Origin of the sequence: Allohoeflea poritis (assembly GCF_027889715.1) — a bacterium.
GTDB lineage: Bacteria > Pseudomonadota > Alphaproteobacteria > Rhizobiales > Rhizobiaceae > Hoeflea_A > Hoeflea_A poritis.
This window is the reverse complement of the sequence record NZ_JAPJZH010000005.1, coordinates 236,782-249,566: the sequence shown is the minus strand read 5'-3', so window position 1 is coordinate 249,566 and position 12,785 is coordinate 236,782. Positions and strand designations below refer to the sequence as shown.

Sequence of the window (12,785 nt, the reverse complement as noted above, 5' to 3'; positions counted from 1 at the left end):
ACTCCGCTCAGTCCAGTTTGATTGCCGGAAAATGCGGCGTGTCGGACGGCGCGCACCACAAGCGCAACATTTCGTCGGTCGGCGTCAGCAGCGAGATCGAGAAACCGCCCATTTCCTGCGTCGTCACATAAGTGCCGACCATCGGCGCCACCGTCGAGATACCGCGCGATGCAAGCGCCCTTCCGGTTTCCCGATAGACGGTCAGCAGCTCCATCAGCGTGGTGCCGCCCATGCCGTTGACGATAACGGCGACCCGCTCGCCCTCCGGGACGGGTCTGTCCTCCAGCAATGCGGCGACCATGGTTTCGACCAGCCGCGACACCGGGCCGTATTTGGCCTTGCCGATGCCCGGCTCTCCATGAACGCCCATGCCCAGATAAATCTCGTCTTCGGGCAGCGAGAACATCGCCTGTCCGGTGAGCGGCGAAATCCCGGGGCTGACCGCCGCCGCCAGCGTCCGGGTGCCGTCGCGCACCGCCTCGCCCAGTTCCAGGAGCGGCCCCAGCGCCATGCCCTCCTCCGCTGCCGCCCCGAGGATCTTGTAGATGAACATGGTGCCGGGCGCGCCACGCCGCTCCGCTTCCTCGCCCTTGGGGGCCGAGGAAATATCGTCATACATGAATAGTGGCTTGACCGTGTGGCCGGCCTCTTCGGCCAGCATTGCGGCCGCGCCGCCATTGATCACATCGCCGGAATGCTGGGAGATCAGCAGGATGGATCCGGCCGCTCCGCAGACTTCCGTTATTCCGTCAAGGATCAGATCCGCCGAGGGCGCCGCAAAGACATCGCCGACCACATTGGCGTCAAGCAGCCCCTCGCCGACGAAGCCCATGGCGATCGGCTCGTGTCCGGAACCGTTGCCGATCAGCAGTGTCACCTTGCTGTCCTTGTTCTTCGGTTTCCGGCGCACGACAACGCGCTTGTCGTTCTTGCCGCGCGCAACCTGCGGATGGGCGGCGACAAAACCGTCGATCATGTCATCGACCATGGTTTCCTGGCTGTTGAAGAGTTTCTTCACCGCGCCTCCTCCTCGCCGGCCAGCACGCCGAGGATCAGGCACACCGACGCGGCGCCGGGATCCACATGTCCCTTGCCGGCATTCTCGACATAGCGGGCGCGGCCCCGGCGCGCTGCCATGTCGCGGGTTGAATCGCGCCCGCCTTCAGCGGCAGAAACCGCGTCGCTTGTGCCCCCGCCGGCATCGAGCGCCGCCACGGCCGGCTCCAGGGCGTCAACCATGCTCTTGTCTCCGGCAGCAACCTTGCCCAGTTCCTTGATGCGCTGCAGACTGCGCCCGAGGTGAGCGGCCAGGGACCTCTCGCTGCCCGAAAGATGCAGTTCGATCTCATGCAGGATCAGGCCGAACAGCGTTCCCGAGGCGCCGCCGGATGCCCGCATGAACGCCTTGGCCTGCGACCCGTCGCCGGCCTTCACGGCAGCCGACAGCCCGCGCAGCATGGTGCTGCCGTGATCGCCGTCGCCAATCGCCGCGTCGAGCTCGTTGAGGCGCGCCTGCTCATCGCCGTACAGCGCTTCCAGTTTCTCGAAGAACCGCCGCGCCTTCATTGGAACGTCGCCTTCATGAATGCGAGCGCCTGTCGGGCGGCTTCCGTCGGATCGGGCTCCAGCGCCCGCCAGATATTAAGGTCGGCGCTGGTCGGATGGCCGGGCACGACGAACATCTCGGCTGTTACCCAGCCGTCGTAACCGATGTCGCTCAGTGTCGTGGCGGTGCTGGCGAAATCGAAATGTCCGTTGCCGGGCGTTCCCCGGTCATTGTCGGACACGTGAAAATGCGCCAGCCGGTTGCCGGTCGCGCGGATCGACGCCGGCGGGTCCTTGTCCTCGATGTTGAGATGGAAGGTGTCCAGGAGCAGGCCGATATGCGGCGAGCCGACTGCATCGCAATAGGCGATGCCTTCCTGCGCGGTATTGATAAGGTCGGTCTCGAAACGGTTGATCACCTCGACGCCGAGCACGACGCCTTCCTGCGACAACAAGGGGTCGAGCCCGCCCAGCAGCGCCGCCGAACGCTCCGCACGGCCGGCCTTGTCACCCGGATCGAACACGCCCCACGGCGCGGCGATCACGCCGGCGAGCTGCCGTGCGCCGAGCGCCGCGGTGATGCGTATGGCGTTTTCCATGGCCGCCTGGGCGGCGCTGCGCATTTCGGGATCGGCGGATGTCGGATCTTCGTGGGCACCGAGGCCGGTCGAGCAAGTGATTTCAAGGCCGCGATCGCGCGCCGCGGCGTTCAGCGAAGCGGCCCGTTCGAGTGTGATGCCGAGCAGTGAAATCTCGATTCCGTCGAAGCCGAGATCCGCGACCACCGACATGATCGGATCGATCTCGTCGGTCCAGCGCGTCATCCAGAGCCCGGAATGAATGCCGAATTTCATGTGCTCCACCCAATTTGTAAATACAGATTAGTACAATCAAATATGGCCGTCAACCGCCTTCCGCTGCCCGCAGCGCCTTGCGGTTGATCTTTCCCGAAGAGGTCATTTCGAAGCTTTCGACAAAGGCGATCGCGCGCGGCGCCTTGTAAGGCGCGAGCCGGTCGCGCACGTGATCGGTCAGTTCCTTCTCGAGCTCGGGCGAGGCGCGGCCGGCATAGTCGGCAGCAAGCCGGATAAAGGCCTTGACGATCGCTCCGCGCTCCTTGTCGGGCTTGCCGACAACCGCCGCCTCGGCGACGGCCGGATGGGCGATCAGGCACTCCTCGATTTCGGCCGGGCCGATGCGGAATCCGGACGACTTGATCAGATCGTCGGAGCGGCCCTTGTACCAGAAATAGCCGTCATCATCGCGCACCGCGAGATCGTGGGTGCGCATATAGGGGCCGAGGCGCAGTTCCGCCTCCTTGTCGGGATTGTTGAGGTAACCGAGATAACGCGTCGGCGCATCATCCGTGGTGACGATTTCGCCAATCTCGCCCGGAGCAACCGCCGCGCCCTCCTGATCGACGAGCAGCACTTTGTGCCCGGGATAGGCGAGCCCCATCGATCCGGCCCGGCGCGGATAGATCCGGGCGCAATTGCCGATCAGGTGGTTGACTTCGGTCAGCCCGTAGAACTCGTTGCACACGACGCCGAGATTGTTTTCCGCCCATTCCAGGATCTCCGCCGCCAGCGCCTCGCCGCCGGTACAGATGACCCGCATGGAAAGGTCGTGATCCTTGTGCGGATCGGCGGTCTGCGCCAGGCGGCGGATCGCGCTCGGCGCCAGAAATGTGTGCGTCACCTTGTGACGCGCCATGAAGGCGAACGCCCAGTCGGCCTTGAAACGGGCCTCCGACGTGACCACCGGACGGCCGGCGAGCCAGGCGGGAAACAACATGTCGAGAAGGCCGCCGACCCAGGCCCAGTCCGACGGCGACCAGAAGACCGCATCCTCGTCGCCGAGCGAAAGATTGAAGAACAGATTGATCGATGGGCGGTAGGCGGCAAGCACCCGGTGGCCGTGCAAGATGCCCTTGGGCATGCCGGTCGAGCCGGAGGTGTACATCAGCAGCGCCGGGTCGTCGGCGCCGGTCAGTTCCGGCTCGAAATCCGCGGGCGGGGCCGAGCGCAGGATGGCAGCAAGGTCTTCCTCCGGTCCCGCGCTCGACGAGACCAGAACATGCTTGAGATGCGGAAACAGACGCGCCGCCTGATCACGCAGCGGCGCCCAGCCCGCCTCCGTCGTCAACAGGATTCCGGCCCGGCAATCGTTCAGCGCATGGGCGAGCGTATCCGGCCCGTAGAGCTGCGACAGCGTGACCGCGACGGCGCCGATCTTGCAGATCGCCATATGGGCGATCGCCGTTTCCGGGCGCATGCCGCAATGCAGACCGATATAGTCGCCGCGCCCATAGCCGAGGGCGCACAGCCGCGCGGCAAGCGCCGTGGCGGCGTCGTCCACCTCGGCGAAACTGTAGTGAATCATCGCGCCGTCCGGCTCTTCGATACTGATCGCCCGCCTGTCCCGGTCACCTGAACCGAGATACCGCCCGACGGTCATGGAGTAGATATTGCTGTCGGGCGCGATCGCGATCCGCAGCGCGCCATCCTGTTTCTCCAGTCCGATCTCCGCAAGTGCGTCGGCGGACCATTCATTCAACGGTTTCAAAAGGTTCTCCAGAAATTTCTACGGTAATGGCGGGCCGGTATTCACCCGTGGCAAGCAGGGTCGCGTAGGCGCCCTCTTCATCCGGATTGTCGATACGGCAAACCGCCAGATTGTCCGCCCCGTCGAACCTGGCCAGCGCATATCCGCCGCCGAGCCCGTCCGTGCGGTGAACGATCGTGGCAGTGCCGGCAAGGGTTTTCCAGCCGAATGAAGCGGGCAGATTGTCCTGCGACTGGCAGGTGCAATTGCGTTCCGGCGGAAAGGTAACCCGGTCGCAGCGCCTGCATTGCCGGGCAAGGGCAATGCCTTCGGAAAGACCCTCCAGATAGGGACCGAGCGCGCCCTCGCCGAGATGATAGTCGAGCACAAGCTGGTACTTCATTCGGCCTCCCCCGAAAAAACAGTGACCGCGCACACCGTCGCCACGCCGCCATGGGTATCGGCGATCGCGACGCGCGGCGGATCGCGCAGCTGCAGCCCGGAATGATAAGTCCCGTCGATCTGCCGCACGCAGCTCACCGCCTGCGCGACGCCCGTTGCGCCGACGGGCGCGCCCTGCCCCATGAGCCCTCCGGAAAGATTGACCGGCAGGCGGCCGGATTGGGCAAAGCAGCCGGAACGGAACTCCGCCAGGAAATCCTCGGACAGGCCAAGCGCCTCGATAGCCTGGAGCTGGGCGCCGGAATAGGCGTCATAGACTTCCGCCAGGCCGATCTGGCGATGCGGATGCTCGATCCCGGCCATCGCATAGGCGCGCCTGGCGGCAATCTCCTTGCCGGCGAAATAACCCGGATCGCTGCGGTCTCCGAGCCGCACCCGATCACTCCCGGCGCCGATCCCGGTAATGCGGGGGCACGCCCGGCGGCTCTCCGGCGCGGCATCCGGATGGGTCAGGATGAGCGCCGCCGCGCCATCGCTCAGCGGCGAGCAGTCGAGGCGCCGGTAGGGATCGGAGATCATGGTCGAATCGCGCACATCCTCCGCTGTGATCTCCAGCGGCAGATGCGCCAGAGGATTGTCGCAGGCATAGGTCCGGTTCTGCACGGCAATCGCCGCGAAATCGTCATGGGTCGCGCCGCAGCGCGCCATGAAAGCCTTCGCCGAAAGGGCGTAAAGCGCCGTCGACGATACGCCGGACATTCCATCCGTCCATGCATCGAAGGAATAGCCGTAAAGCTCGGAAACGGCGGCGCCGCTCAAATAAGACGCGGACGGCTCGAAGCCGACCACCGCGACCCTGCGGGCAAGACCCGAAAGAATGAGCGTGGCGCCTGCGTGCACCGCGACCTGCCCCGAAGCACCGCCGCCCTCGGCCCGCTGGCAGGATACGCCGCTCAGGCCGAAATCGTCGGACAGCACGGACGCCGGGTTGAGTTGCATGGAAAAGTAATCGCTCTCGCTGGCAACCACCAGCGCATCGATATCGCTACGGCCGATCTGCGCGGCAACCAGCGCTTCCTCGAATGCATCCGAGGCCCAGTCGCGGAATCCGCTGCCGTCCTTGCGGCGGTTGAATGCGGTCATGCCGGTTCCGGCGACCAAGACCATCGCTCACTCCCTGTCGGAACGAGCAAACGCGAGATCGGCTAATTTGTCAATACAAATTACTTAAGATGACCTGCAATTTCTGGCCGACCCGCCTGCGATCAATAGGGCAGGCCCACATAGTTCTCCGCCAGCGCCGTCGAAGCGGCCTTCGAATGGACAAGCTGGTAGAACTCCGCCTGCTGAATACGCCGGTCGAATGTGCTCATATCCGGGAACCGGTGCATGACGCTGGTCATCCACCAGGAGAACCGCTCGGCGTTCCAGATGCGGTGCAGCGCTTTCTGCGAATAGACATCAAGCCCCGCATCCGACCGGTCGAGATAGTGCTCGCGCAGGCCCTCGAAGAGATAATGCACGTCGCTTGCGGCAAGGTTCAGGCCCTTGGCGCCGGTCGGCGGAACGATGTGCGCCGCGTCGCCGGCGAGGAAGAGACGACCGAAACGCATCGGCTCCGACACGACGGAGCGCAGCGGCGCGATGGACATCTCGAGCGCCGGCCCGGTGATCACCTTCTGCGCGGTTTCGTCCGGCAGCCGCCGTCGCAACTCGTCCCAGAACATGTCGGCGGACCAGTCCTCGACATTCTCGCTGACGGCGCACTGCACATAATAGCGGCTTCGGGTTTCCGAGCGCTGCGAACACAGGGCAAAACCGCGGGCATGATTGACGTAGATCAGCTCATGATGAACGGGCGGAACATCCGCCAGGAGCCCGAGCCAGCCGAACGGGTAGACCTTCTCGAAGGTTTGCATGCCTCCGTCCGACAGCACCTTGCGGCAAACACCGTGAAACCCATCGCATCCGGCGATGAAGTCACAGTCGATCCGCTGGCTGACTCCGTCCTTCTCGTAAGTCACATAGGGTTTCTCGCCGTCAAAATCGTGCGGCTGCACATTCTGCGCCTCATGGATGGTCGTCAGGCCCTCCGCCTCCCGCGCATCCATAAGGTCGTGGGTCAGCTCCGTCTGGCCATAGACATGAACCCGCTTGCCGCCCGACAGGTTGAACAGGTCGATCCGGTGCACCTCGTCGTCGAAGACCATGTCGAACCCGTCATGCAGCAGGTTCTCGCGCTTCATCCGCGCGCCGACGCCCGCCTCTTCCATCATCTGCGCCATGCCTTCTTCGAGCACGCCGGCGCGGATGCGCCCCAGTATGTGCTCCTTGCTGACCCGGTCGAGGATTATGTTGTCGATGCCGGCCCTGTGCAGAAGCTGCCCGAGCAGAAGGCCCGACGGCCCCGATCCGATGATTGCCACCTGTGTGCGCATGGTCAAACCTCCCTGACCGGTTGTTTTCTCGTGTGCCAGCCCAGAAGCGTGACCAGTATGAGAACCGCGAGCGAAAACATCATCGACGACATGCCGAACGCGTTGTCGTTGCTGAAATAGACCAGCACCGAAGCGATCGCGGCGCCGCCCATCTGTGTCGTGAAACCGAATATGGATACCGCGAAGCCCGCCTTGTCGTGATGAGGATCGAGCACGAGGCTTGTCGCATTCGAGTAGAAGACCAGAAATCCGCCATTTGCCAGCGCCAGCAGGATCGGCAGGACAAAAACGGTCAGCAGGTCGCCTACGGTCAGGGCGAGAAAAATCCCGGTCATGACCGCCATGACCGAACTTGCAACGATGACGGACGGTACAACCCCGATTGAATGAATGAGACGACGGTTGAGGATCTGTCCACCGATGATTCCGAGGCCGTGGACGGCAAAAAGCAAGGCAAACTGAATGCCGGTGATGCCGAATTCCGTCTCATAGACCGGTGCGGCACCGGTCAGGAGCAAAATCAGGAAAGCCATCGCCAGCATCGATGTCAGCAGAAAAAAGCGCGACTGCGCATTGGAGAACAGGGCAATCAGATTGCTTTGGATGCGCGACGGCCTCAGCGCGTGAACGTCACGCTCATTCGACGTCTCCTTCATGAAGGACAGCATGAGGATCAAAAACGCCGTCAGGCAGGTCATTGCAAAAAAGATCATTCTCCAGCCGGAATACTGCGCGATAACCGCACCAATCAGGGGCGCCAGCATCGGTCCGATCGCAAACACCGCCGATGCCATGGCCATGTTGCGCGCAAGTTCCTTGCCGGAGAACAGGTCCCGCAATATCGCACGGTTGCCGACAATGGCCGCGGCGGCGGCAAGACCCTGCACCACCCGCGCCAGGAGCAGAAGTTCGATCGTCGGCGCAAAGACGGCCAGCAACTGGCCCGCCAGAAATATGCTCAGACCGATAAAAAGCGTCGGCTTGCGTCCGAACCGGTCGGAAACCGAACCCCAGATCAGCTGTCCGGCACCCGCCGAGAAGATATATACGGTCACCGTCCACTGCACGTAGGAGTAGGGTGTTTCAAATTCCCGCACCATGTCGGGAAATGCGGGCAAGGTAATGTCGGTCGAAAAGGCCGAAAGCGACATCAGCAGACCGCAGAAGACAACCACCCAGCGCTGGTTCATGGCCCGTCGCCGCCTTGTGTATCGGTGCCGATGTTGTCGATGCTGTCGATGAGCCGTTTCGCTGTGGCGAGCGCCGCACCGGCCGTGACAGCCATTTGCGGCAGCAGCATCCATTCGAGCGTCCAGGCGCTGCCCGAGCGTTCGTTCTCGTGAACAAGAGTCGAATGCATGCCCGGGATGAGCGTCGCATTGAACCCGGCCAGCGTCACCAATATCTCGGCGGCAACCGGATTGTTCTTGTGCGCCATCGCCGACGATCCGCCACCGCCCGAAAGCGCGATCGCGCCGACCTCGTTTTGCGCCATCAGCGTCACATCCTTGCCGATCTTGCCAAGCGCTCCGGTCAGTAGCGAAAACCAGCCGGCCAGTTCGACCAGCGCCTGCCTGTCCGTGTGCCAGCAACCATCGAAGGCCAGGCCGAGATCCGCCGCCATGCGGTCGCCGACGGCCTGCGCCTTGTCGCCCATCCCTTCAAGCGTACCAACCGGGCCACCCAATTGCAGGCGCAAGACACGATCGCCCAACGGTCCGGCCGTTTGAGCCAGCCCCGCAATCGGCCGGCGCCATGCCGTTATCTTGTCCGCCACGCGGATCGGCAGCGCCTGCTGCATGCGCGTATGCGCCATCAGCCGGTTCCCGCCGAAACGATCGCCGAGACCCTCAAGCCGCCTTTCCAGTTCGCCGAGACGGCCAGTCAGGATTTCGAGGACAGTCTTCAGCCGCAGCACCAGCGCCGTGTCGATCACGTCCTGACTGGTCGCCCCGAAATGGACATGGGCAGCGTGGCCCGGCGCCACGGCCATGCGTAGCTGCCGGATCAGTTCCGGCACGCACAGACCATCCCTCAGTGTCGCTTGTCCGAGTGCGTCGAAGTCGGGCTCAAGCGCCTCGCAGACCTTGCCGATAGCATCGCCAGCGGCTTTCGGGATCAGGCCTTCCGCCGCTTGCGCCGCCGCGAGGGCGGCCTCGAAGCGCAGCATGGCGCGGATCTCCGCCGACGCATCGAACTGCGCCGCGATCGCGTCTTCGCCCAGCAGCTGCGAAAGAAAGGGATGCTCAAAGACCGAGACGCTCATTGTTGCTCCCCTTCTTTCCGGCGAATGGGCGCATCATTCAGTGTGCCGTCGCATTGTCTTCGGAAAGCGTGTCGATGAACGCACGGATCACGTCGGTCAGCACGACCGGCTGCTCGATGCATGGCAGATGGCCGGCATTGGGAACGACCTGGTAGCGCGCGCCGGGGATGAGTTTTGCCATCTCCTCGACCAGCGCGGGCGGTGTCGCGCCGTCCTGATCGCCGACGATACCGATGCTGGGTACGGCGATGCGTTTCGCCCCTTCGGTAAAGTCGGTGTCGCGGATCGCACAGGCGGTTCCGGTATAGCCGGCAACCGGTGTGCGGCACAGCATGTTGCGGTAGCCGGCAAAGGCCTCCGTTTCCTCGTCGCGGTATTTCTGCGTGAACCAGCGCTCCAGTATGGCGTCGGATATCGCGGCAATGCCGTTCTCCTCGATCGCGGAAATCCGGCTGTTCCACAAGTCGTCCGTTCCGATCTTGTGGCCGGTATCGCACAGGATCAGCGCGCGCACGAGATCCGGGCGACTGGCGTAGAGACCCTGGGCGATCAGCCCGCCGACGGAAAGACCGCAGATGATCGCATCCTTGACATTGAGCAGATCGAGCAATCCCGCGAGATCGGCCACGTGATCATCCATGCGGTAAGGCGAAGAACCGATGTCGGAGAGGCCGTGACCGCGTTTGTCATAGGTTACGATCGCGAAATCACCGGCCAACCGAACGATTACGTCGCGCCAGATCCTGAAATCCGTTCCAAGTGAATTGGAAAAGACAATCACCGGCTTGCCCTCAGGCGCTCCGATCAGCTGATAGTGAAGCGTGATGCCATTGATGTTAGCAAATTGCACCGGCGGTTCCTCCGTAAAATCCATGAAAGCAGATTGAATTGGATAGGTAAAATCAAAAAACCCGGCCATTTCATACCGGGTTTGTTATGTTTTCAAGGTCGATTTTGTGGTTCAGGTCACCGCACCTTTGACCATGAAACGCTCCTGCCGCCATTCCTGCGTGTCGAGTATATCGCGCAAATGCTCGACCGCGTCATAGACATCGGCAAAGCGCACATAGAGCGGCGCAAACCCGAAGCGCAGGATGTCAGGCGCCCGGAAGTCACCGACCACACCGCGGGCAATCAGCGCCTGCATGATCGGAAATGCGTCGGCATGCGCAAAACAAACCTGGCTGCCGCGCCTTGCCGTATCGCGCGGGCTGGCAAGGCTCAGACCGTGGCCGCCGCAACGCGTCTCGACAAGCTCGATAAACAGCTCGCAAAGCTTCACGGATTTCTCGCGTATCTCCTCCATGGACACCCGGTCCCAGATATCGAGCGCGGCATCGAGCGCCACCAGCGACAGCACCGGCGGCGTGCCGGTGAGGAAACGATGGATGGTCGTCGCCGCCTCGAAGGACGGCTTCATCTCGAAGGGCGCCCTGTGACCGAACCAGCCGGATAGCGGTTGCGAGACGTCCGCCTGCAATCGCGGCGCGACATAGACGAAGGCCGGCGCGCCCGGGCCGCCATTGAGATATTTGTAGCCGCAGCCGATGGCGAAATCGGCATCGGCCCCGGCAAGATCCACCGGCAGCGCTCCGGCCGAGTGGGCCAAGTCCCACACCATGACCGCACCGGCTTCGTGCGCCCTGCGGGTCACATCCGGCATGTCATGCACTTCGCCCGTTCGATAGTTCACGTGAGTCAGCATCACCGCCGCGACATCCGCATCGATCGCGCCGGCCAGTTCGTCCGTCGAATCGATCAGGCGCAGTTCGTGCCCCTTGCCGGCAAATTCGGCAAGTCCCTCTGCAATATAGAGATCGGTCGGGAAGTTGCTGCGCTCCGAAACGATGACCCGACGGTCCGGACACATCGAGATGGCCGCCGCCAGCACCTTGAAGAGATTGACTGAGGTGGAATCGGTCACCGCCACGTCATCCGCGCCCGCGCCGACCAGCGAAGCGATCTTCGCGCCGACGGTCTGCGGCAGCCGGTACCATCCGGCCGTGTTCCAGGAGGCGATGAGATCCTGCGCCCATTCCTTTTCAAGACACTGCTGCACCCGCTGCGCCACGCAGGCCTGCATCGGCCCGAGCGAATTGCCGTCGAGATAGATAAGCCCCTCGCGCAGCCTGAATTCGTCGCGCAAGGGCGCGAGCTTGTCTTCGCGGTCGAGATTCAAGGCATCGTTGCGGTCCGTCACGGCAGGTCTCCCGCTTGAGTTGAACAATATATTTTAAGTTTAAAATAAATTGGGCGCCCTTGGCAATCGTCAATTTTGCCGACACGCATTAATTCCTTCCGTAAACATTGACGACGCACCGTGCATCTGGTTTCTCGGTGGGGAACAAAGGTCGAAATGCGCCCTATGACGGAACGATCACAGTCAGACCCGCGACGCATAAGCATATTCGGATCGACGGGATCGATCGGTTGCAATACGCTTGACGTGGTCGCACATCTCGGCGGCTCCGATTCCTTCAGCATATGCGCCCTGACCGGCAAGGGAAACACCGACCTTCTCGCGCGCCAGGCCATCGCCTGCGGGGCCGAAATCGCGGTGACGGCCGACGAAAACCGATACACGGCCCTCAAGGCGGCGCTATCCGGGAGTGGCGTAGAGGCCGCTGCCGGACCCGCGGCGCTGATCGAGGCCGCCGAGCGCGACACCGACTGGTGCATGGCCGGCATTATCGGCATGGCCGGATTGGCGCCGACCATCGCCGCGGCCCGCCGAGGTTCCGACATCGCGCTGGCAAACAAGGAATGCCTGGTTTCGGCCGGCGAACTCTTCCACCGTGAGATCGAAGGCGGCGGCGGCAGGCTGCTGCCCGTCGACAGCGAGCACAATGCCATTCACCAGGTGTTCGAGCGCGACCAGCGCCACAGCATCGAGCGTATCATCCTGACCGCATCGGGCGGGCCGTTCCGCACGCTGGACGCGGTACAGATGGCTTCGGTGACCCCGGATATGGCGGCAGCGCACCCGAACTGGTCAATGGGCACAAAGATCTCCATCGACAGCGCATCGATGTTCAACAAAGCGCTGGAGATGATCGAGGCGATGCATCTGTTCCATATGCGCCCCGACCAGATCGAGGTCGTCGTCCACCCGCAATCGGTGATCCACTCCATGGTCGGCTATAGCGACGGCTCGGTGCTCGCCCAGCTTGGCGCGCCCGATATGCGCACGGCCATCGGATACAGCCTCACCTATCCGCAACGGCCGGCCCTGCCCGTCGAGCGGCTGGATTTCGCAAGCCTTTCCCGTCTCGATTTCGAGGCGCCGGACGAGGAACGCTTCCCGTCCCTGCGCCTTGCCCGCCGGGCCATGGAATCCGGCGGTCTGTCGGGCGCGGTTCTCAACGGCGCCAAGGAAGTCGCACTCGAAGCCTTCATCGACGGTTCGGTCGGCTTCCTGGAAATGGCCGATATCGTCGAGACGGTCATGGAACGGCTCGGCAATGGCGGCAGCGCCACCTCGATCGAGGCCGTCTACGAGGCCGACCACGCAGCCCGCAACATGGCGCAGGAGCTTGCGGCAGGCCGGCTCTCCAAGTCCATGGTCAGTTGAAATCCGATTCTGTCGCTGC

12 protein-coding genes are annotated in these 12,785 nt (G+C 63.2%); 1 reads left to right on the top strand and 11 read right to left on the bottom strand.

Annotation, left to right across the window (positions count from 1 at the left end; all coding sequences use genetic code 11):
* Positions 1 to 7 precede the first annotated feature (7 nt).
* From OOZ53_RS10450 to kynU, 11 genes are all read right to left on the bottom strand, one after another.
* On the bottom strand, positions 8 to 1,018 hold the full coding sequence (locus OOZ53_RS10450) for a dihydroxyacetone kinase subunit DhaK (RefSeq protein ID WP_271089455.1): 1,011 nt from the start codon (positions 1,016 to 1,018) through the stop codon (positions 8 to 10).
* On the bottom strand, positions 1,015 to 1,566 hold the full coding sequence (locus OOZ53_RS10445; RefSeq protein WP_271089454.1) for a DAK2 domain-containing protein: 552 nt from the start codon (positions 1,564 to 1,566) through the stop codon (positions 1,015 to 1,017). The genes OOZ53_RS10450 and OOZ53_RS10445 overlap by 4 nt, the downstream gene beginning before the upstream one ends.
* Positions 1,563 to 2,399 carry a sugar phosphate isomerase/epimerase family protein gene (locus tag OOZ53_RS10440; RefSeq protein WP_271089453.1) on the bottom strand — a complete coding sequence of 279 codons (837 nt, stop codon included), beginning with the start codon at positions 2,397 to 2,399 and terminating at the stop codon, positions 1,563 to 1,565. Before OOZ53_RS10440 ends, OOZ53_RS10445 begins: the two co-directional genes overlap by 4 nt.
* 49 nt (positions 2,400 to 2,448) lie before the next feature.
* A complete protein-coding gene (locus tag OOZ53_RS10435; RefSeq protein WP_271089452.1) occupies positions 2,449 to 4,110 on the bottom strand; it encodes an acetate--CoA ligase in 1,662 nt (553 codons plus the stop codon).
* The gene (locus OOZ53_RS10430) at positions 4,094 to 4,492 is read right to left on the bottom strand and encodes a PhlB family protein (RefSeq protein ID WP_271089451.1); all 399 of its coding nucleotides are present in this window, start codon (positions 4,490 to 4,492) and stop codon (positions 4,094 to 4,096) included. Before OOZ53_RS10430 ends, OOZ53_RS10435 begins: the two co-directional genes overlap by 17 nt.
* A complete protein-coding gene (locus tag OOZ53_RS10425) occupies positions 4,489 to 5,658 on the bottom strand; it encodes a thiolase family protein (protein ID WP_271089450.1) in 1,170 nt (389 codons plus the stop codon). The genes OOZ53_RS10430 and OOZ53_RS10425 overlap by 4 nt, the downstream gene beginning before the upstream one ends.
* Positions 5,659 to 5,756: 98 nt before the next feature.
* The gene (gene pobA / locus OOZ53_RS10420) at positions 5,757 to 6,929 is read right to left on the bottom strand and encodes a 4-hydroxybenzoate 3-monooxygenase (RefSeq protein ID WP_271089449.1); all 1,173 of its coding nucleotides are present in this window, start codon (positions 6,927 to 6,929) and stop codon (positions 5,757 to 5,759) included.
* Positions 6,930 to 6,931: 2 nt separating this feature from the next.
* Positions 6,932 to 8,119 (bottom strand): multidrug effflux MFS transporter, encoded by a 1,188-nt coding sequence (locus OOZ53_RS10415; RefSeq protein WP_271089448.1) that lies wholly within the window; start codon positions 8,117 to 8,119, stop codon positions 6,932 to 6,934.
* Positions 8,116 to 9,195 carry a 3-carboxy-cis,cis-muconate cycloisomerase gene (locus OOZ53_RS10410; protein ID WP_271089447.1) on the bottom strand — a complete coding sequence of 360 codons (1,080 nt, stop codon included), beginning with the start codon at positions 9,193 to 9,195 and terminating at the stop codon, positions 8,116 to 8,118. Before OOZ53_RS10410 ends, OOZ53_RS10415 begins: the two co-directional genes overlap by 4 nt.
* 37 nt (positions 9,196 to 9,232) lie before the next feature.
* Complete coding sequence (gene pcaD, locus OOZ53_RS10405; protein WP_271089446.1) at positions 9,233 to 10,045, bottom strand: 3-oxoadipate enol-lactonase; 813 nt, start codon at positions 10,043 to 10,045, stop codon at positions 9,233 to 9,235.
* 111 nt (positions 10,046 to 10,156) lie between these two features.
* Complete coding sequence (gene kynU / locus OOZ53_RS10400) at positions 10,157 to 11,395, bottom strand: kynureninase (RefSeq protein WP_271089445.1); 1,239 nt, start codon at positions 11,393 to 11,395, stop codon at positions 10,157 to 10,159.
* A 165-nt stretch (positions 11,396 to 11,560) separates the two neighbouring features.
* On the opposite strand from kynU, the gene dxr reads away from it, so the two are divergent.
* Complete coding sequence (gene dxr / locus OOZ53_RS10395; protein WP_271089444.1) at positions 11,561 to 12,766, top strand: 1-deoxy-D-xylulose-5-phosphate reductoisomerase; 1,206 nt, start codon at positions 11,561 to 11,563, stop codon at positions 12,764 to 12,766.
* The last annotated feature ends 19 nt before the right edge of the window (positions 12,767 to 12,785 follow it).